Genomic DNA, 21,272 nt, shown 5'->3' with positions numbered 1-21,272 from the left:
GCTTAAGCGGTTTTACTTGAATTACGCCGGCTTTTTAAGCAGGATCAGTGCTGGCATTTAATCGCAGGATCTTTTGATGACAAACAGCACCATGTTAGACACCGCATTAACCTCTCTGGCTGGCATACCTTCATTTCTGGCTTATTTTTCCCTGGCAGTCGTTTTGTTGCTGGTATTTATTCGGTTATACACCTGGGTAACACCCCATGATGAATTCGCCCTTATCCGCGCCAATAACCCGGCCGCAGCCATCGCCTTTGCCGGTGCCTTAGTTGGCTTCGCCTGGCCTCTGGCCAGCGCTATTACCAACTCAATGTCGCTACTCGATTGTGCGATCTGGGGCGCCGTGGCGTTAATAGTACAGGTGCTGACCTTTCTGATCAGCAGCACTGCCCTGAAACAACTACCAAACCGTATTACCCAGGGTGAATTGGCTGCCGGTATTTTTTCGGCCGGTTGTTCCATCACCATTGGCATATTAAATGCCGCCTGTATGACTTATTAAGGAGTATCGTATGAAGGTACGTCCCAGCAAGCGCAGCCAGAAAGCGGCGTTGATTTTTATGCTTCCGGCCACCGGCCTGGCCTTAAATGGTTGTGCGGAAAAACAGGTCGAAGCCCAGGTATTCAGCACCCCTGATGAGTGTGCCGCCTTCTATAACCCACCTGAGCAATGCCAGGCTGCGTTTACCGAAGCGGCACAACTACACCCGAAAGTGGCACCACGCTACGCCAATAAACAGGAATGTGAAGCCGACTTTGGGCCAGGTCAGTGCGAAACCGCACCTGAGCAGCACCAGCAGGGCAGCTTTTTTATGCCTATGATGATGGGCTTTATGGCGGGCCAGATGCTTAACCGCGGTGGCTTAGCGCCGGCAGCGGGCCAAGCGGCCAGTCAGCAAACTGCAGCGGCGACCGGGCGTAACCCTGTGCCCACCCAGCCGCTGTATAAATCGCGGGATGACCGCAATACCTTTCGTACTGCCAGCAATACGGCAGTAGCCAGCCAACCCGGCAGTACCACTATCCGGCCCTCTGCCGTGCAGCCCAAACCGGCAGCCCTTGCCCGGCGCGGTGGCTTTGGCGCTCAGGCAGCGCAGCGCAGTGTTAATCGCAGTTACGGAGGCTGATTTTAATGAAACGGCACACTATTGCACCGCGGCCAGGCTGGCAGGACTTTGCCAACAGTGTTGGTTTTACGTTTCATACTATCGACAATGAACCTTACTGGGATGAAAGCGCTTATTATCAGTTCAGCCTGCAACAAATAGAGCAGGATTTAGAGACACCAACTGAAGAGTTGCACCAGATGGCACTGGATCTGGTACCCGATATTCTGGCCGATGAGCAACTGCTGCGGCAACTGGCTATTCCGGAGCAGTTCTGGGATTACATTGCCGCCAGCTGGCGCAGCGGTGAGCCACATTTATATGGCAGAATGGACTTCAGTTACGATGGCACAGGCCCGGCGAAATTGCTGGAGCTGAACTACGACACCCCGACCTCGTTATTTGAAACCGGTTTTTTCCAGTGGGTCTGGCTCGAAGATCAACTAATGCGTGGTCAGCTGCCGCAAGGCGCTGATCAGTTTAACTCCTTGCAGGATAAGCTGGAACAAGCCTTTGCCCAGTTACCGCTGGCGCAGCCTTTTTACTTTAGCAGTGTTACTGAAAGCATTGAAGATAAGGGTACCGTCGACTACCTGATGGACATCGCGCTGCAAGCCGGTCTGAACTGTCGTTACATTCAGCTGGAACAACTGGGTGATATTGAAGGCCAGCTGGTAGATATGGATGGCTTTCCAATCAATGGCTTGTTTAAGCTGTACCCGTGGGAGTTTATGCTGCAGGAAGATTTTGCCAGCACCATTCTGACCAGTAAAACCCAGTGGCTGGAGCCGTGCTGGAAGCTGCTGCTTTCGAACAAGGGTATTTTGCCATTACTATGGCAAAAGCATCAGGGCCATCCCAATTTACTGCCTGCGTTTTTTGCCGATAAGCAGCCCGTCGAGGCTGGTTGGGTGAAAAAACCGCTGTTTTCGCGGGAAGGCGCCAATATTGAACTGGTCACTGCCAATGGCCAGCGTTTAAGCGAAGACGGCCCTTATACCGACAGCGGCTATATTCGCCAGGCGTTAGCACCCCTGCCCCAATTTGGCGACAACTACACCTTAATTGGTAGCTGGGTGGTTGGCGACAGCGCGGCCGGCATCTGTATCCGCGAAGACAACAGCCTAATCACCAAAGACAGCTCGCGGTTTTTGCCGCATATTATTTTAGAGTAAATAGTGGGTTAGCGCTGATTTAATTGCAGCTCTGGCTCAGCGTATTAATACCTCTGCCACCTTTTGTTTTAACACCTCGGCCGCATCGCGGCCGATAATTCCCTCTGCCAAAATCAGGTTTTTATCGTAGGTAGCGACTTGTAAACGATAGTATTCAGTGTTCTCGCCATCGCTATTACTTGATGTCATGGTCTTTTTAATTTGCAATTGCTCAAGGTTCGACACTGTCGCCTGGCGTTGATATAGCCTGATACCAAACATCTTTCGCAACGTCCGCACTTCGCCGGGCGTAATACTTGCCTCCAGGCTTCGGCCTAGCCAGAACAAACCAAGCAGCAGGATGCCGCCGCCTATCGGAGTAAACAACAATGCCATCAACCATAGCATGCCGCCTTCATCCAGCGCTTTAAACGTAAGAAATACACCGGCACCACTAAAAACAATACCAAACAACATTAATGAAAGCGCCATCATGGTGTGACGACCCGCCCGGCTACTTAAATGTAAGGTGTTACCTTTTAACTGCTGAACAATCTGGCTGGTGGCGCTGCTGCTGGCTTGCTGCAGTCGCTGTTGTTGCTGCAATTGTATTTCGCTGGCGCTGGGCTGCCAGGCTGACCGCGAGGTTCCGGCTACTACAGGCAAGGTCCACTGCCGGCTAAACGCCAGCAGTTCTCTCCCCTGCTGTAACTCGCCTTTACAGCTTAGCTGCCACTCAATTCGTCCCCGATAATCTGAGTGCTGGCCGGTGGCTGGCTGCTGCTCTGGGACATCCACCAACAGCCAGTGCTTACCGTCGACCTGCTGACTGACATTGCATTGCTGTACCCAGATAGATTGACGATGCGTTCTGCGGTTTTTACCGCTACCACTTTGATAGATATGCACACAGCTCAACTGTGCTTGCGGCATTTGCCTAAAGCGGCCATGTTGCAGGGTAAAGTAACCGCCGACCTGACCACCGGCACAACCAGGAACCGGCTCGGGGAAAAACGGCGTTTTACCAATTTTTTGCCAGTGCTGTAACTTACTGCGTCCTTGCCACATCAGCAGCGCGCCGATAAGTGGAAACAGCAGTACCAGCAACGCCGCGTAATTGCCTTTTGGTAGTTCGTCACTAAGTGCCAGATAGCTGATTGGCACACCGATAGCAAAAAATACCACGCCCATACCCAACACTACCTGATAACCACTTTTGTTATTGCTGAGTATGCCATCTGGCGGCGCGACGCCTTGCAGCATCGCCTGCTCTGCCAGCAGCTTTCGGTGTCCGTATAGTAGCAAATACATCAACAAGCCTGCGATGCCGCAGAACATCGTCATAAAGATTAGACCGGCTGTAAATTGACCATCAACCAGAAATGCTATGCCACCGGCCACGCCGGCCAGCATAAACAAACTTAAAAATCCCAACCCAAGCAGGGGCAAAGTGGGTTTGCTTTTGCTAGTACTTGTTTCCTGCATTCACGGCTCCTGGCTGGTCGCAGTTTTAATGCCTGCTTTGATAATAGTGAACAGTTTTATATAAGAAAAAAAGGAGTAAATAAAAAAGGGTCAGAGTGATTTTAAAACAGGGACAGCATTAACTTAGCGAAAAAAGAATAAATATGCTTAAAAAGTGGATATAAAACCATAAAGAACCTAAAATGCCGACTTTATGGTCGCCAGAGTTGGCATTGTGTCATCTTGCTGCCATCTTTATAGCTTACACCGTTAATGTCTTAGTAAAAGGAAGCCTCTTACCCGTGCGCACTACTGAACTTGTCTCCGGTTTTCGTCAGTCTGCCCCCTATGTTAATGCTCACCGCGGTAAAACCTTTGTGGTTATGCTCGGTGGCGAAGCCATTACCCAACCTGGTTTTCGCAGCATTATTAACGATATCGCTCTGTTAAACAGCCTGGGGATTAAAATTGTGCTGGTGTATGGTGCCAGACCACAAATTAATCAGGCACTCGGCCTGGCCGGGCTGGAGCCGACGTATCATAACCGGGTGCGGGTAACCGATGATGACTCTTTCCGGTTAATAAAACAGGTAGCCGGCGCCCTGCAGCTTGATATTACAGCCCGCTTGTCGATGAGTTTAAGTAATACCCCGATGCAGGGTGCACAAATTAACGTGGTTAGCGGCAATTTTGTTATTGCCCAACCGTTGGGCGTAGATGAAGGTATTGATTATCACCATAGCGGCCGGGTACGGCGGATTGATGCGGCCGGTATCCGGCGTCAGCTGGAGCATAATGGTATAGTGCTGATGGGGCCGATCGCGGCGTCGGTAACCGGCGAGAGTTTTAACCTGACCGCCGAAGATATCGCGACGCAAGTCGCGATAAAACTAAAAGCCGATAAAATGATTGGCTTTAGTGAAGTCGGCGGTATTACCGATGAGGTAGGCGATATTATTGCCGAGTTAATGCCCAATGAAGCCGAAACGATTCTGCAGAATTTGTCAGAAAACACCACAGCCTGCCCTGGCACCCTGGCGTTTTTACATGCAGCTATTACTGCTACCCGGGCTGGCGTGCCACGCTGCCATTTGGTCAGTTATGACGAAGATGGTGCCTTGCTGCAAGAACTGTTCTCCCGCGACGGTATTGGTACCCAGATTGTCACAGAATCAGCTGAAAAACTGCGTCGGGCAACGATAGCTGACATTGGCGGCATTCTGGATTTGATCCGGCCGCTGGAACAGCAAGGTCTGCTGGTTCGCCGCTCCCGCGAGCAACTGGAGATGGAGATTGACTACTTTACCTTAATTGAACGCGACGGCCTGGTGATTGGCTGTGCTGCCTTGTACCCCTTTATTGATGAAAACGTCGGGGAGTTCGCCTGCCTGGCAGTACACCCTGACTATCGCGATGCCGACCGGGGCAGCCTGCTGTTAAAGCATATTATTCAACAGGCCCGTCAACGCCGTTATGACAAGGTATTTGCCCTGACTACCCGCAGCATTCACTGGTTTTTAGAACAGGGCTTTGAGCTGGTCACCGTGGATGATTTACCGAGCCAGAAAAAGCAGCTGTATAACTATCAACGTCGCTCAAAGATCCTGGCCATTACCTTATAAACCGGCTAAACGATAAACCGGTCTATCAGCCGGTTTAACTCAGCTGATAACTGACGCAACCTGACGCTGAAATCAGCCAGCTTAGTCGCCGAGCCGGTACTGTCGTCTACCAGTTGGGTAACACTATGCACGCTTTGTCCCAGCTGCTTTACCACCGCGGCCTGCTCGTCGGTGGCAGTTGCCACTTGCCGGTTCAGCTGATCCAACTCGCGAATGCCGTCGACAATGTGCTGTAATTCTGCCGTCGCTTCCAACATCGCCTGGGCACTGCGACTTGCCTGCTGTTTACCCTGCTCAGCAGCACTAACCGCCACCTGTGATTCCGTTTGCAACTGGTTAATCATTTGCTGAATTTCGTCGGTGGCGCTGGCAGCACGCTGAGCAAGTTGCCGCACTTCATCCGCCACTACCGCAAAACCACGACCATGCTCGCCTGCGCGGGCTGCTTCAATTGCTGCATTTAATGCCAGTAAGTTAGTTTGCTCAGAAATTGAGCGGATAACATTAAGAATACCGCCAATTTTATCACTGTTTTGTGCCAGCGTACTGACCACCGCCGCTATATGATCGACTTCCCGGGTAAGTTGCTGCAGGCTTTGGCTGGTATCAGTTATTACCGTCAGGCCGCGGCTGGCATTGTCGTTAGTATGCGCTGCAGTGTCCGCCGCTTTTGCCGCATTACCCGCTACCGAACCGATAGTGGCTGTCAGCTCTTCTATTGCAGTGGCGATGCCATTTAGTCTGTCGCGCTGCTCCTGAGCCAGATCGCGATTATGGCTGGCACTGTCATTGACCTGGGTTGCAGACTGTTGTAATTGCTCACTTTGCTGATGCAACTGGGTAATCAGGCCATGAATTTTTGCAACAAAGTTATTAAAGCCGCTGCCTATTTGCCTTACTTCAAGTGCGCCATCGGCGGGCAGACGTTGCCTCAGATCGCCCTCACCTTCGCCGATATCTGCCAAGGTTTCAGCAACAGAATGCAAGCGACGGGTTAACGAACTCGCCAGCCACCACGCCAGTAAACCGGCCAGCAAAGTGGCCACCAGACCGGTGATAATTAACGTCGTGCGCAGCTGTTTGACCGGCGCCAGTACCTCAGCCAGCGGCACCTGCGCCACTACTGACCAGATGGTGCCTGCTACCGGCACGCTGACCAGCAGTAAATCGTCGGTTATCTCAGTGCGTAACCGAGTATCTTCAGCAAGTCTGCTTGCTACTTCGTTGCCATACAGCTCTGCCATGGTTTGCTTGCCAATCATGCTGCTTTCGGGATGAATAGCAATATTGCCGTCACTATCGGCCAGGTAAGCCAGACCGCTTTCAGCAATACGGATACTTTTCAGCAGGTCGACCATCTGGTCCAGTGACACAGCGATGCCCGACAGGCCACGGCCATTGAGCTGCTGATAATTAACAAACATCAGTACCTGGCCATCTGGCTCAGTGTACAGGCTGACATTGGTCGCCGCGCCGGAATCACGAAAGGCAAAAAACCAGCCGTCCTGCTGCTGGTTCAACACCCGCAAAAAGCCATCATACTTCCAGTAACGTCCGCTTTGCCGATCGGCCCAGGATGCCGCATCCAGCCCCAGCTGTTGCTTAACCTTATTAATTTGCTGCAGTAATAATTGCTCGCCTTCAGTGGCAAAGCCCTGTTCAGCCCAACGTAAAATATAAGGGTTTTCTGCCAGTTGCTGGGTGGCGGTAGTCATCTGACTAATTTGCGCCTCTAGTGTCTGGCTGACCTGTCGTACCACTGCCGGCATCTCATGTTGCAGCATCCGCTCCAGTACCAGCTGCTTCGACTGCCGATAAGCCAATACACCGCTTAACACTGAACTTAGTAAAATTAATAACACCAGCACCAGCACAAATTGCTGCTTTACCGGCATTTTATTAAAAGCTGAAAACATCCTGACCCCTGTCAGTAGATTTAATTATTGAAAATAATACTGATTTTATATGACAAAGCGAATTTTAATCGTCAGCTACTGCAGTGTTTAGCTGTCGGCGACTGCCTGACTAACCTGCTTACCCAGCGCCCGGGCGGTGGTCCACTTGCCACCCGATACTGTCAACAACCGGCCCTGCCAGTTCAGCTGATACTCACGGCTGGCTTTGCTGGCATTGGCGCTGCCGGCCAGCAGCGGCCGCACACCGGCAAAATCGGCCAGTATGGTGGAGTTGTCGGCTGCCGGTTGAAAATAATGGTTATATACGCTCAGTAGGTAATCACGCTCTGCGGCAGAGCACTCAATAGCCTCATCCAGTTGTTGCCGTACTTCTGTGGTGCCAAGCAGGGTATTACCCTGATAAGGTAAGACAAAAACAATCCGCGCTTCGCCCGGCACCTCCAGCATATGGCCATAGCGACCAATAGCGGGAAGAAGTAAATGACTGCCACGCACCAGATCCAATGGTTGTTGCTGCAAGCCTGACTGCGCCAACAGCTGCTGGCTCCAGGGCCCGGCCACATTAACTACCCGATCAAATTGCTGCCAACCATTGTCCAGCAGGATCCGGCCATCAGTGCTTACCTTCAGCACCGGGCTATGCTCAACTAACTGCACCCCGGCCTTTGTGCACTGCGCTGCCATCCACAACCCGAGCTTCTGATCGTCCATCTGGCCATCGAAAAATAAATAAGCTCCGATAAGTCCGTCCGGGTTTAAATTCGCTGAGCATCGTAATGTCTGTGGTGCAGTGAGCCAGCGATGGCGACCAATACCTTTGCGCCCGGCAAAAGCGTCGTACAACCACAACCCAATTTTCAGCTGCCAGCGTGGCCGGCGGGAATGGCGGTAAATAGGATACAAAATGGGCAGGCGCCGGGTCAGCTGTGGGGCTTTCTTCAGCCACCAGCGCCGCTCCTGCAGCGCTTCGCGGACCAGGCAGAACTCGCCCTGCTCCAGGTAGCGTAAACCGCCATGCAGCAATTTGGACGAAGCACTGCTGGTGGCCGCCATCAGGGTGTCGCGTTCAAACAGCGTTACCTGATGGCCAGCGAGCGCTAATTGCCAGGCACTGGACAAGCCATTGATACCTCCACCCACTATGGCCAACTTCATTAGCACTCCTTAAACTTATTTAGATTGCGACTTGTCTGCTCAGGAAATTCCTGACTAAACTTAGCCGATATCCGTTGTTGTTTGTTGTAACGGCTACTGCATATCACAGTAGTCCGCTGACCCTACAGTGATGCGCAGAGTTTCAGGGTACAGATTAACTGATGACGGAGCATACACAATGAAAACATGGTTTAAATATGCTGGATTATTTTTACTGCTGACGCTGGTGGCTGGCTGCAGTGACCCACCACAACTGGAAGCAGTAAAACAACAACTGGAACAAGACATCCCTGATGGCTGGCAAGTAACTAAATTTAAAGTAGAAGCCAGTGAAGACACTGGCAGCAAAGTGGAGCCGCTTTGGCAATACCGAATTGCTGCAACTATAGCACCGAAAGAAAACCTGCATCATAAAGTAGGCAGTTTGCTGCATACCGACATTCTGGAAATTGCTCAGGAAAAGAAACAGCCGTTTCAACTGCATGGTATTGCCTATTCCACCCTGGACGCCGGACAATGGCAAAGCAGGCTTGATCTGCAAAGCGTGCCGCCGTTTCGCCCCGGTAAACCATTGTCGGCGTTTAATAAACAACATGTGGTTCAGGGAAGTTCTGATTATAAAAAATTGCTGAAAAAAGCCAAAGACGCATTAACCGAGCAGCAACAGAAAATAGCCGTTGAGGAAGAGCAACTGGCATCTGGCATAGCCCGCTACAATGAACTTAATCGCCAACTACAGGAAAAAACCCGTCTGTCTGCTGACCATCTGGCTAACATGCAACAACAGCTTTCCCAGCAGCGTGCTGAATTACATCAGCAGGTACGCAGCCAGAGTCGTGAAATGAGCAGTCAGCTGCAGGCTGAACGCCAACAGCAGACAGCGGTATTTAAACAAGACTATGATAAAAAAGTGGCTGAGATTGACAGCCAGCACCGCCTCGCCCGGGCGAACTTTTCTGCCGAGCGGACCCGGGCCCGTGATGCCCGCAGCGCTGAACGTAATAAAGTACGGGATGAGTTTGCAGCAGACACCAGTAACGCCCGGAAAAATATGGCCAGAGCCGACTATACGGTTTATAAAGCTGAGTCGGATGAGAAACGCCGGCTGGCCTATCAGCGCATTGACGAGCAATATCAGGCGCAACTGGCAGAGATTAAGAAACAGGAAGATGAACATAATGTCAGTCGGCGCAGCAATCTGGATAGTTTAACGGCAGCATACCGGCAACAGGTAGCGGAGCTGACCGAACAGCAGAACAACCAGAGTAGTAACGTGCGGGCCGAGCTGAACCAGCAACAGCAGGAAAACCGCTCGAAACTCGACATCGAATTGCAACAGGCCCGTGACAGCCATCAGGCGCTGCTGCAGGATAATAACCGGCAGTTGAATGAGCTGAGGTTGCAACTGGATAAACTGCAACGTCAACTTAATGAAGCTAAAAATCAGTATGGCCAGCATAGTCAACTGCTGGCCCGGTTGGAATCAGTGCCAGACAGCTAAGTCAGTAACACCAAATCGTTGCGGTGCACAACTTCCTCACTGGGGCAGTAACCAAGCGCCGCAACGATGTCTTTACTGTGCAGGCCCTTTATTATGCCAAGTTCTTTTGAGCTGTACTGACTGATGCCCTTGGCCAGGGGCTGCTGCTGTGGTCCGGTAATAAGTAATGCATCACCTTTTTCAAAGTTGCCACTGCAGCTGACAATACCACTGGCAAGTAATGACGCACCATGTTTATCTAATGCAATACAGGCACCGGCATCAACTTCTATTACGCCCTGTTGTTTTAAGGTATTCAGCAACCAGTGCTTCTTAGCACTAAGCCGGTCTTGCTGCCGGACAAAACGGGTGCCGGCCGCTGCACCTGCCAGTAATTTTTCAAAGCTGCCGGGATCCTGACCGTTGATAATAAGGGTATCGATACCAGCCTTAGTGGCCTTATCTGCGGCCTGAATTTTGGTCAGCATACCGCCGGTACCAATAGCATGGTGACTGCCACCGGCCATGCTGTAAATAGCACTGGTTATTTGTGGTACTTCAGTGATGTGCCTGGCATCGGGTTCCAACCTGGGATTGGCAGTATATAAACCATCAATGTCTGAACAAATTAGCAGCACGTCGGCATCGACCACTATTGCCACCAATGCTGCTAAGTTGTCGTTGTCACCCACTTTCAGCTCGGCCGTTGCCACTGAGTCATTTTCATTAACGATGGGTAAAACCTGATTGGCCAGCAACGTGCGCAGGGTATTGTCGATGTTCAGATAACGGCTGCGGTCTTGCAGGTCGTCATGCGTCAACAATATCTGGGCACAGTCAAAGTCAAATAGCTGGCTCCAGCTCGCCATCATCCGGCTTTGGCCTACCGCAGCCATGGCTTGTTTAATATTAATGGGTAGTGGCTGCTGCTTCGCAGCAATGGCGTTGCGCCCCGCAGCCACACTGCCGGATGATACCAGTACCACCTCTTTGCCAGCCAGCCGGCATTCAGCAATAAAACGGGCAATGGTTAACAGATAGCGGGTAGAACAGCCGTGGGCGGAGGGCGCAATCAGCGCGCTGCCCACTTTAATTACGATACGACGCCAGGACGCAAAAGCCATAACATACTCCCGCTAAACGATGGCAGCAGCTTACGATTCAGGCGTCTATATGTCTATTTATTTTTAATTCCGCACCATTGCAACATTACACTCGCCGGCAGTCAGGTGGGTAAAGTTGCCATAGGCGGCAATAACAAGCTCCTGCTCAGTATGACGACGGACATGCCAACTTACCTGGCCGCTGCCAAAAGCCGGATGATCAATCACAAAGTTACCTGTTTGCTGCCGGATATTGTAATTAAACGTGTCCTGACGCTGACCTTGCTGAATATGCTGAGTCATCTGATGCTCTGCAAATACCCAGGTTTTACTTAAGGCTTCGTCCCGGTATACCGTACCATCCAGTACCTTAGATGTACCCAGCTCACACCAGCTGCCAGCAAGCATTGCCATTGGTTTGCGCTGTTCCTGCTCGCCAAACAGCATATCTATTTGTGCTTCGTCACCGCTAATACAAGGCGAGCCCTGAAATACCACACTGCCATCTGCTGCCGTACATTTAAATACACTGGCATCTACTACCTGAGCTAACCCCAAAAAAAATAACAAACAAAAACAACGAATTATAGTTATCATTACTGTATGTCCTGATTGTCTCAAACTGCGGGTGGCCATTCTTGCTACCCAAAACCCGCTTACCTTACCCAAAAAAGCCATGAAAGGGAATTCTATTTACATTAAATCTACATGATATGTTTCCAGCAAATTGTAAAGAAATAACACAAACTTAAGTATTCAATGAAGTTCAGCAGCAATTCAGAGAACAGTGTTAAGCTCGAATGATAATTCTAAGGAGTACGTTATGAAGTTTATGTCTTTTGCAGTTACTACCCTCGCCGCCAGCCTGATATTAGCCGGCTGCGCTAACCAGAATAATGCTACTAAAGGAGCCGCCATAGGTGCTGTCGCCGGCGCTATTGCCGGTAAAGCCACCGGCAATCACAAAGACAAACGTTTAGTGATCGGCGCCGCTGTTGGCGCGCTGGCAGGTGCCGCAGTTGGCAGCTATATGGATAACCAGGAAAAAGCCATGCGGGAAGAGCTAAGTGGCTCCGGGGTAAAAGTTATCCGCGATGGCGATATATTAAAACTGGATATTCCGGCCCAGCTTACGTTTGATATTAACCGCTCTGACATTAAATCTAATTTGTATCCGGTATTTAATGATATAGCCAAAGTGCTACGTGACTATGAAAAAACCATGTTGGTTATTGCCGGCCACACCGACGATACTGGTCCTTACCAATACAATATGAACTTATCGATGGCCCGGGCGGATGCAGTTAAAAATTATTTAATGGCGCAGAATGTCCAGTCAATCCGTTTAGAAACCCAGGGCTATGGCCCGAACTATCCGGCAGTGGCCAATACGTCTGATGCCAACCGGGCGCAAAACCGCCGGGTAGAAATTCATATAGAGCCGATTGTTGAATAACTATTAAACAAAGCCACTTAAAAAGAGCCGAGAGGCTCTTTTTTTACGTCAAAAAAACATTACACCCCAAATTTCACTGAATTTGCATTATTTTTACAAACTGCCCGTTGTTAGCTATGCTGTTGCTGTTTGTCTGTTTTATGACAACACAAACTTACCTAAAGTGCGCTAAGCCTGAAGCAGGCCGGGCTTTAAAGCTGTTCCCGGAGTAGTCGCTGACTCAGGTTTTAAAACAACTACAACAAGGAACAGCTTTATGCGAATGTCATATTCAACCTTAAGTTTTGCCATCACCACAGCGTTACTCGCTAATGCACCACAACTACAGGCACAGCAGGCACAGCAGGCAGAAGATGCCAATGTTGAGCGGATAGAAGTTACCGGCAGCCGGATAAAACAAACCGAACTGGAGGGGAAAAGTCCGGTTCAGATTTTGGATCGGGATTTTATTGACCGGTCAGGCCTCTCCTCTATCGGTGATATTATTCAGAACATAACAGCATCAGGCTCTGCCCTGAATACCAAGTTCAATTCCAGCGGTAATTTCGGTTTTCCGCCTGATGGCGGCGGCGTTGGGGCTGGCGCAACCACCGTCGACTTGCGGCATCTTGGTGCCAAACGTGTGCTGGTACTAGTCGATGGCATTCGCTGGGTTAATGAAAGTTCAGCGTCTGGGGTTGGCGGCGTCGTCGATTTAAACACCATCCCCCTGGCTATTGTCGACCGGATTGAAGTTCTGGAAGATGGCGCCTCTTCCATCTACGGTTCAGACGCAATTGCCGGTGTAGTTAACATTATTACCCGCAAAACTGACGATAAAGCCCGCTTTAGCAGCAGGGTCGGTCAGTTTACCAAGGGTGATGGCCACAATATGGATTTTGAACTGAGCTTTGGTGGCAGCAATGACAAGCACAGTTACTTTGTCGCTGCCAGTTACAACGAGCAGGAAGAAGTTAATGCCAGCGATCGCGATCGCTCCAGCTTGCCAGTACCTGGTACCGGGGTAGCGTTTGGTAGTTCGGCTATTCCGGCTGGCCGCTTCATTTTTACTGACCCGAATACAGGTGCAGAACTCGATTTAGTCCCCAATGCCGGTGTTACCAGCCCGACTTACAATCCGGCGCTGGGCGACAGTTGTGACCGTACTGATGATTTCCACTGTTTTACCAACGATGACCGCTTCAACTTTGCCACCTATAATCTGCTCCAAACCCCAAATAAACGAATGTCGCTCTATACTCAGCAAACTTATCAGTTAGCTGATGATACCAGCTGGTATTTAAGAGCCTTGTATAACCAGCGCAATAGTGTCAATCAGGCTGCACCAGAACCGTTCTTTATTGGTACTGCCGCACCGACCAATTTCTGGGCAGACAACATTACTATCGCTGCCGACAACCCATATAACCCCTTTGGTTTTGACCTTATCAGTACCGGTGCGGGCACAAATCTGGCTTTAGCAGGTCGCCGGCCACTGGAAGGCGGCGCGCGGCGCTTTGAGCAAAAGGTCGATACGTTTTACGTCGCAACCGGTATGGAAGGCCAGTTTATGGCCAGTGGCCAGCCAATTTATTGGGATATCAATGCCGCTTACAGTACCAACCGTGCCCGTCAGGATAACTTCGGTAGTTATAACGCACGCCGCTTGTCCACTGCCTTAGGGCCGCTAGCAGCATGTCAGGCAGATCCAAACTGCGTGCCACTGGATATTTTTGGTGAAGGCAGTATCAGCAGCGATATGCTCAGCTATATTCAGCCGATTGTCCGTGACAGCAGTGAAAACAAACTCAGTCTTTATTCCGTTAATTTAACCGGCGATATAACAGAGTTGCCAGCCGGCCCGTTAAGCTTTGCCGGTGGCTGGGAGTCCCGTAAATATACCGGTGAGTATAATCCTGATGGTTTAACCGTGTCAGGGGAATATAACGGTGTGGTGTCGTTACCAACAGCGGGTTCACTGGATGTCAACGAGCTGTATCTTGAGCTAAGCGTGCCGTTACTGCGTGATACTGCGTTGGCTGAGCAGTTGGATTTGAGCCTGGCCAGTCGTTATTCTGACTACTCTACTTTTGGTGGCGAATCTACCAGCAAAATCGGTGTCCGCTGGCTGATATCAGATGAAATGCTGTTGCGGGGCAGTTGGTCTGAAGGCTTCAGGGCACCGAATATCGGCGAGCTATTTGGTTCTGCCAGCGGTTTTGATGCGGTGATTTCTGATCCCTGCTCGGCACCGGTAAACAGCGCGATTGTTGCTAATTGTGCCACGCTGGGCGTTCCGGCAGATTACGAGCAGCCAAATCCGCAAATTGGTGTTATTACCGGTGGTAACCGTGATCTGGCGCCGGAAACGTCCACCAGCTACAACCTGGGCGCGGTGTACAGTCCGCAATTCGCGGTACAACAAAGCTGGTCTGAAAGAATGGATATCAGTGTTTCCTGGTACCAGCACGAGCTGAAAGGCGCCATTCAGGCACTGGATGCTCAGACCCAGCTCAATCTCTGTGTCCAGACGCTGGATGATAACTTCTGTAACGGTATCAGTCGCAATAGTTTTGGGGCCATCAACAGCTTTAACAATGTGCTGACTAATATCGGCCAGATAGATACCTCTGGTTTCGACTTTGACGTTAACTGGTTACTGCCTGCGGCGGATTATGGCCAGCTTAGCGTTAACTGGCGTACCACCTTTGTGGACGATTACACCGTCCTCGATGCCAATGGTCAGCCCCAACCGAAAACGGTAGGCATTGAAGTGAATGACAGCGGCATCCCGGAATGGAGCAGCAACCTGGCCGCTAATTTGAGTTATGAAGCATGGCGGGTGAGCTGGACCATGCGATATACCAGTGATTTGGTAGAAAGTTGTGGCGATGCAGCCAGTTTCGCAATTTGCCGTAATAATCCGCAAAACGGCTACAACAAGCTGGGTAGCACTACCTTCCATGATGCGCAGCTAAGCTGGACCACCGATCAGATATTCTCTGGCTTACAACTTAGCCTGGGTATCAATAACGTTTTTGGCAAAGAGCCGCCGGTTTGTCTGTCTTGCTCACTTAATGGCTATGACCCTTCAACCTATGACATGCCAGGCAGTCGCTTTTGGTATCTGCGCGCCTCTTTTACCCTGTAATAATCCTGCTGGCGGAGTTCTCTCGGCCAGCTGCCTTTTGCGGTGCAGGTGCAGTGCGGACATACTGTTAAAATACAAAAATCCGCTGTTCAGCGGGTTTTTGATATATCAGGGCTAACACTAATTAATTGGCAGCTTTGGCGTATTGCCGCTCCAGTGTTACCACTTGCGCTTGCAAGCCCCGCAAAGTAGCACGTTCAGTGCTAATCTTTTCGGCATAGCGTTGTTCAGTGCGCTCAATTTTCTGGGCAATGGCGGCGACTTCTTCTGCCCGGGGGAAACTGCGTCTGAGTTTGTACTGCTCAGCCTTAAGCTCTTCCAGTAACAAGGTCTTTTCCTGCTCCAGTTTAGCAATTTGAAATTCTACAAAACGACTTTTACGTTTAACTGCATCGACCTGCTGCCGGAACTCGCCCGGGGTGCCTGACAAAGCAGTACCGACTGGCCGCATATCTACTGCTTCAGCATCCTTGGCACATGCAAACTGGCTGAATTCAACTACGCCATTTGTTTCGCATTTATACACCGTCGCCTGCGCTGAAAAAGCCCCAAAAAACAATAACGACAAGTATCTCATATTACTTCACCCTTTTTATGAGCAATAAATGTACAAAAGGCTTGCCAATTTAGCAAGCCTTGTTTGTTATTTATTTTTTGCTTTCAGCTGGCGTTAAGCCATTTGTACTACTTCAAACCTTATTTTAATTGGCTTGCAGCGCTTTTTTCATAAAGTTCGGCAATGCAGCAGCGGCTTTATGAATGTCAACATTGTAATATTCAGTGGCAAAAGGTGCCTGCTGAGCATCAGCTTCCCTGAAACCATTAAAGGCAGCCCCTTTGCGGGCAAGGGTGCAAGTCCACCAGCCTGACGGGTAAACCATCTGCGGAAAATTCAGGGTTTGCAATGCGGCAAAACCAGCATCGCTCATGGCCTGGCGCATAGCTGATAGCAGCGGCATATGAATTAACGGCGACTCGCTTTGCTGTACTAAAATACCACCTGAACGTAACGCTTGCAGGCAGCTGGCATAGAACGCCCGGTTAAATAAACCTTCACCCGGGCCAATCGGGTCCGTGGAGTCGACAATAATCACGTCGACTGACTCAGCCGCTGCTTCCCGCATAAACTTAATGCCATCAGCAAACTGCAACGTTGCCCGAGGATCATTGTTCGACGCACACAGCTCCGGGAAGTACTTTTCTGCCATCCGGGTAACCTGCTCGTCTATGTCAATCTGAGTTACTGTTTCAACCCCGGGGTGTTTTAATACTTCACGCAGGGTACCGCAGTCACCACCACCAATAATTACCACGTTTTTCGGGTTGGGATGAGTGAACAACACCGGATGGCTCAGCATTTCATGATACAAAAAGTTATCGCGGCTACTGAGCATAATCACGTCGTCAATCACCATCAAATTACCGAAATGGCTGGTTTCATACATCGCAATTTTCTGGAACGGCGACTGCACTTCATCCAGCTTTTTAGTAATGGCCAGACCAAAGACGCTACCGCTGTCGGCAAAAACTTCGGTTAGCCACTTTTTGTCATCAAATACTGACATCTTTATTCCCCTTAAACGTATAGGTCGCATATTTTGCCTGTATGGGCGGCAACAAACAAATTTTTATCGTTTTTTGCTGCAGCTTACCGGCATAGGCTTTACACTATCTGACACAGAAATTTTTAAGGAACCGTAATGGCTGATTGGGGTATTGAAAAAGCACGTTCAATTTATAACGTTGCCGTATGGAGTGAAGGCTACTTTGATGTGAACCAGGACGGCAATTTAATTGCCTATCCGGATCAGGATCACAGCAAAGCGGGTATCAGCTTTCCCGAGCTGACTAACCGCTTCAAAGAGGAAGGCCTGACCTTACCGGTACTGGTGCGCTTTACCGACATTTTGCAGCACCGGGTTGATACCCTGATTAAATCATTCAGAAATGCCAAAGCCGAAAAAGACTATCAGGGCCAGTACACCGCCGTTTACCCGATTAAGGTGAACCAGCAGTTCTCTGTGGTTAAACGCTTAATCAGCCACGAAAGCGGTAAAGTGGGTCTGGAAGCAGGCAGTAAACCTGAATTAATGGCCATTCTGGGGGTTACTGAAAAGCCGTTACAAATCGTCTGTAATGGCTACAAAGACAGTGAGTTTTTGCGGCTGGCGACTATTGGCCAGATGATGGGCCACACCGTGTATGTGGTGGTCGAAAAACTGTCAGAGCTGAAAACCCTGCTGCGGGAAATTGACAATTTAGGCGCAGCGCCACGGATTGGTATCCGCATTCGTTTAAACTCGGTCGGTAAAGGCAAGTGGCAGAATACCGGCGGCGAAAAGGGGAAATTCGGCTTAACCGCAACCCAGGTGTTGCAGGCAATTGATGTCCTGCGCGCAGCCGGCAAGCTTGATTTACTGCAGTTGGTGCATTTCCATATTGGTTCGCAAATTGCCAACATCCGCGATATTCATAACGCTATTCGTGAATGTGCCCGCCATTATGCCGAGCTACGCACCTTAGGCGTGCCTATAACCACCGTTGATGTCGGTGGCGGTTTGGGGGTTGACTATGAAGGTTCGAAATCGCGCTCAGCCTGCTCGATGAACTACACCATGATGGAATATGCCCGCAATGTGGTTAACGGCTTAAAAGAAGTCTGTGACGAATACGACTTACCACACCCGAATATTATTACCGAGTCTGGCCGGGCGATGACTGCTCACCATGCGGTACTGGTAACGGATGCGATTGATATAGAGCGGGCGCCGGGCTTAGTTAACCTGCCCGAGCCAAGCGACGATGCCCCGACCGTTATTCTCGGCTTGTGGGACGCCTATCAGAATGTTACCCCGCGCTCAGCGGTAGAGGCGTATCACGATGCTATCCACTATTTTACTGATGCTCATGCCCAGTATGTGCATGGCCTGCTGACGTTGCAGGACTGGTCACTGCTGGAACAAATTTACTTTGCCACCATCAATAAAGTGCGGGCTAACCTCGATTTATCTGCCCGCTCACACCGGGCAATTCATGATGAACTGAATGAAAAGCTGGCTGATAAGTTATTCGTTAACTTTTCCTTGTTTCAGTCAATGCCAGATGCCTGGGGTATTGACCAGTTGTTTCCGGTAATGCCGCTGGAGCGGATGCTGGAGCCGCTGGATCACCGGGCGATTATTCAGGACATTACCTGCGACTCGGACGGCCAGCTGAAGAGTTACGCCGATGGCAATGGTATTGAGTCCAGCCTGCCACTGCCGGTATACAAAGAAGATGAGCAATACTTGTTAGGCATGTTTATGGTCGGTGCTTATCAGGAAATTCTGGGTGACTTACACAACTTGTTTGGCGACACCGATTCCGTGCATGTTGAACTGACCGATGATGGTGGTTACAAGCTAACCAACATTATCAAAGGCGATACTGTTGCCGATGTGCTGCGCTATGTCCAGTTTGATGCCACTAAACTGCTAACGTCGTACAGCAATCAACTGGCTAAACTGGATATGACTGCCGAACAGAAAGACGCCTTACTGGATGAACTGAAATCCGGCGTATATGGTTATACCTATTTCGAAGATTAAGCTAGAATAGCCACTGATCGGACAAGTACAGAGCAGCCAGTGGCTGCTCTGTTTGTCTTAAACTTAATTCGTGTTGCCAGTAGCGGCAGCACTATACCCAAACAACTTGAAGATGCAGGTAGGCGGCAAGTGAGCGAACTGGAACGCCAGTGCGACCCCATGAACATTGCAAACTATGTAATTGGGCCGGGCTGGCGCTCCAGTGAGTGAACGTAGCCAACACCGCTGCAACTTCAAGTAGGACGGGTATAAATGATCAGGTGCGCTATGTTATCGTTTTTACCCAAGCCCATTGTTGGCGTGTTGTCTGTATTACTGTATTTCTTTAACACTCTGTTCTGGTTTGTACCGGTGGTAATACTGGCAATATTAAAGCTGCCGCCGGTGACCCGCTGGCAAAGCTGGATGACCTATCTGCTGGATGCCTGTGCCGTGGCCTGGATTAGCGTTAACAACTTCACCACTGCCCTGTTTACCCGAATTCGCTGGAATGTGCAGGGTCTGGAGCAGCTTTCAAGTAAAGACTGGTACCTGATTTTAGCTAATCATCAATCCTGGGCCGACATTCTGGTGTTGCAGAATATTTTTAACCGCAAAATTCCGTTTATTAAATTTTTCCTGAAAAAAGAGCTGATCTATGTGCCGCTGCTGGGCATTTGCTGGTGGGCGCTCGATTTCCCGTTTATGAAACGTTACAGCAAGCATTTTTTACTGAAAAACCCCCATTTACAAGGAAAAGATATTGAAACTACCCGCAAGGCTTGCCGCAAATTTCAGTTTAAACCCACTACCATTATGAATTTTGTCGAGGGCACCCGCTTCACCAAACAGAAACATGACGTTCAGCAATCTCCGTTTCGCCGCCTGTTAAAACCAAAGGCTGGTGGCGTCGCTTTTGTTTTGGGGGCCATGGGCAATCAACTGCATAAAATGCTGGATATCACTATTTACTATCCGCAGGGGATCCCCAGTTTCTGGGATTATATTTCAGGTAAAGTTCGTGATATAACAGTAAACATTACGGTATTACCGATCACCAACGATTTGATCGGCGACTATAACGACCCGGTTTACCGCGAGCGGTTTCAGCAGTGGGTAAACCAGTTATGGCAGCACAAAGATCAGGAGTTGGCCGCATTAGCGCAAAAAGGAGTAGGCTGATGTTAAGTTTTTTGCCCGGCTGGTTACTGTTACCCGTTAGTTTTAGCTGCTTTGCTCTGAACCTGGCGTTCTGGGGTATCGTCGTCACCCCTATTGGCATTATTAAACTGCTGTTACCCTTTAAAAATGTGCACCGGGTGTTGGCAATGGCCGGGCGCAGTTGTTTCCGGGGCTGGACCATCGTCAACACCGGCCTGATTAATCTGTTTAACGATGTCGACTGGCAAATCAGTGGTGAGCAAACCCTGGACCGGGAAAGCTGGTACTTGCTTATCGCCAACCACAAAAGCTGGCTGGATATTCCGGTAGTCAGCGGTTTCGCTCATAAGCTTATTCCTGAGCCCAAGTTTTTCTTAAAAGATCAGTTAAAATGGATCCCCTTTTTGGGAACGGGCTGCTGGGCACTCGATATGCCTTATATGAAGCGATACAGCGCCGCCACCCTGGCAAAACACCCGCATTTAAAAGGTAAAGATATTGCCACTACCCGTAAGTCCTGTGCCAAATTCTTAACGGTACCCACTACCATTATTAATTTTGTTGAAGGCAGCCGCTGTACTGAACAAAAGCGTCTGGCCAAACAAAGCCCGTTTCAGTACTTACTGCCACCCAAAGCCGGTGGTATTGCTTTTACCCTGGCCAGCATGGGAGAGCAGTTTAATGCTATCCTGGATTTAACCTTAATTTATCCCGATAACCAGCAACATGTGGCGTTAGACATGCTGATGGGCCGCTTAAAGCGCATTGTGATTAAAGCCGATGTGCTGGCAGTCGATGAGCAGGTGATTGGCGATTACTTTAATGACGAAGGCTTCCGCCAGCGGTTTCAGCTGTGGTTAAATCAGCGCTGGCAGGCCAAAGATCAGCACATTCAGGCGTTTTATCAACAGGAACAGCAAACTGCTACTTCGCAACAACTGGCCTGTTAATTTAGC

17 protein-coding genes are annotated in these 21,272 nt (G+C 50.0%); 10 read left to right on the top strand and 7 right to left on the bottom strand.

Annotated elements, in window-relative coordinates:
* Positions 1–76 precede the first annotated feature (76 nt).
* Genes CRO03_RS05845 through CRO03_RS05835 form a run of 3 tightly spaced genes read left to right on the top strand, consistent with a single transcriptional unit; the run spans position 77 to position 2,284 of the window.
* Positions 77–505, top strand: coding sequence for a DUF350 domain-containing protein (locus CRO03_RS05845; RefSeq protein ID WP_245861501.1), 429 nt, complete (start codon positions 77–79; stop codon positions 503–505).
* Positions 506–515: 10 nt separating this feature from the next.
* Positions 516–1,130 (top strand): DUF1190 domain-containing protein, encoded by a 615-nt coding sequence (locus CRO03_RS05840; protein WP_097110686.1) that lies wholly within the window; start codon positions 516–518, stop codon positions 1,128–1,130.
* Between the two features lie 5 nt (positions 1,131–1,135).
* The gene (locus CRO03_RS05835; protein ID WP_097110685.1) at positions 1,136–2,284 is read left to right on the top strand and encodes a glutathionylspermidine synthase family protein; all 1,149 of its coding nucleotides are present in this window, start codon (positions 1,136–1,138) and stop codon (positions 2,282–2,284) included.
* Between the two features lie 36 nt (positions 2,285–2,320).
* Here the strand turns inward: CRO03_RS05835 and CRO03_RS05830 are convergent, their stop codons facing one another.
* Positions 2,321–3,748: a hypothetical protein gene (locus tag CRO03_RS05830; RefSeq protein ID WP_097110684.1), complete on the bottom strand. Its 1,428-nt coding sequence runs from the start codon at positions 3,746–3,748 to the stop codon at positions 2,321–2,323.
* A 281-nt stretch (positions 3,749–4,029) separates the two neighbouring features.
* Between CRO03_RS05830 and argA the strand changes: the two genes are divergently transcribed.
* Positions 4,030–5,349 carry an amino-acid N-acetyltransferase gene (argA, locus tag CRO03_RS05825; protein ID WP_097110683.1) on the top strand — a complete coding sequence of 440 codons (1,320 nt, stop codon included), beginning with the start codon at positions 4,030–4,032 and terminating at the stop codon, positions 5,347–5,349.
* A 5-nt stretch (positions 5,350–5,354) separates the two neighbouring features.
* Here argA and CRO03_RS05820 read toward each other — a convergent pair whose 3' ends face one another.
* Both CRO03_RS05820 and CRO03_RS05815 read right to left on the bottom strand, forming a co-directional pair.
* Entirely contained in the window at positions 5,355–7,265 is a 1,911-nt protein-coding gene (locus tag CRO03_RS05820; protein WP_097110682.1) for a methyl-accepting chemotaxis protein, read from the bottom strand.
* Between the two features lie 87 nt (positions 7,266–7,352).
* The gene (locus tag CRO03_RS05815; protein WP_097110681.1) at positions 7,353–8,420 is read right to left on the bottom strand and encodes a glycerol-3-phosphate dehydrogenase/oxidase; all 1,068 of its coding nucleotides are present in this window, start codon (positions 8,418–8,420) and stop codon (positions 7,353–7,355) included.
* Positions 8,421–8,598: 178 nt separating this feature from the next.
* On the opposite strand from CRO03_RS05815, the gene CRO03_RS05810 reads away from it, so the two are divergent.
* Positions 8,599–9,921: a hypothetical protein gene (locus CRO03_RS05810; protein WP_097110680.1), complete on the top strand. Its 1,323-nt coding sequence runs from the start codon at positions 8,599–8,601 to the stop codon at positions 9,919–9,921.
* On the opposite strand, the gene proB is transcribed toward CRO03_RS05810, so the two are convergent.
* On the bottom strand, positions 9,918–11,024 hold the full coding sequence (gene proB, locus CRO03_RS05805; protein ID WP_097110679.1) for a glutamate 5-kinase: 1,107 nt from the start codon (positions 11,022–11,024) through the stop codon (positions 9,918–9,920). The genes CRO03_RS05810 and proB overlap by 4 nt on opposite strands.
* A 63-nt stretch (positions 11,025–11,087) precedes the next feature.
* A complete protein-coding gene (locus tag CRO03_RS05800; protein ID WP_245861498.1) occupies positions 11,088–11,600 on the bottom strand; it encodes a DUF4124 domain-containing protein in 513 nt (170 codons plus the stop codon).
* A 226-nt stretch (positions 11,601–11,826) separates the two neighbouring features.
* Here CRO03_RS05800 and CRO03_RS05795 point away from each other — a divergent pair, with 226 nt between their 5' ends.
* Entirely contained in the window at positions 11,827–12,459 is a 633-nt protein-coding gene (locus CRO03_RS05795; RefSeq protein WP_097110677.1) for a YiaD family glycine zipper/OmpA-like lipoprotein, read from the top strand.
* 256 nt (positions 12,460–12,715) lie between these two features.
* On the top strand, positions 12,716–15,589 hold the full coding sequence (locus CRO03_RS05790) for a TonB-dependent receptor plug domain-containing protein (protein ID WP_097110676.1): 2,874 nt from the start codon (positions 12,716–12,718) through the stop codon (positions 15,587–15,589).
* 124 nt (positions 15,590–15,713) lie between these two features.
* On the opposite strand, the gene CRO03_RS05785 is transcribed toward CRO03_RS05790, so the two are convergent.
* Positions 15,714–16,166, bottom strand: a complete 453-nt coding sequence (locus tag CRO03_RS05785; protein WP_097110675.1) for a DUF4124 domain-containing protein — start codon at positions 16,164–16,166, stop codon at positions 15,714–15,716.
* A 124-nt stretch (positions 16,167–16,290) separates the two neighbouring features.
* The gene (gene speE / locus CRO03_RS05780; RefSeq protein ID WP_097110674.1) at positions 16,291–17,154 is read right to left on the bottom strand and encodes a polyamine aminopropyltransferase; all 864 of its coding nucleotides are present in this window, start codon (positions 17,152–17,154) and stop codon (positions 16,291–16,293) included.
* Between the two features lie 135 nt (positions 17,155–17,289).
* Between speE and speA the strand changes: the two genes are divergently transcribed.
* The 3 genes from speA to CRO03_RS05765 all read left to right on the top strand — a co-directional run bounded on the left by speA (position 17,290) and on the right by CRO03_RS05765 (position 21,266).
* Positions 17,290–19,176: a biosynthetic arginine decarboxylase gene (speA, locus tag CRO03_RS05775; RefSeq protein WP_097110673.1), complete on the top strand. Its 1,887-nt coding sequence runs from the start codon at positions 17,290–17,292 to the stop codon at positions 19,174–19,176.
* Between the two features lie 267 nt (positions 19,177–19,443).
* Positions 19,444–20,337 (top strand): acyltransferase, encoded by an 894-nt coding sequence (locus CRO03_RS05770; RefSeq protein ID WP_097110672.1) that lies wholly within the window; start codon positions 19,444–19,446, stop codon positions 20,335–20,337.
* Entirely contained in the window at positions 20,337–21,266 is a 930-nt protein-coding gene (locus tag CRO03_RS05765; RefSeq protein ID WP_097110671.1) for an acyltransferase, read from the top strand. The genes CRO03_RS05770 and CRO03_RS05765 overlap by 1 nt, the downstream gene beginning before the upstream one ends.
* The last annotated feature ends 6 nt before the right edge of the window (positions 21,267–21,272 follow it).

Source organism: Arsukibacterium tuosuense (assembly GCF_900215315.1).
Taxonomy (GTDB): domain Bacteria; phylum Pseudomonadota; class Gammaproteobacteria; order Enterobacterales; family Alteromonadaceae; genus Alishewanella; species Alishewanella tuosuense.
Note: the sequence above shows the minus strand (reverse complement) of the source record. Positions and strands in the feature narration are given on the sequence as shown.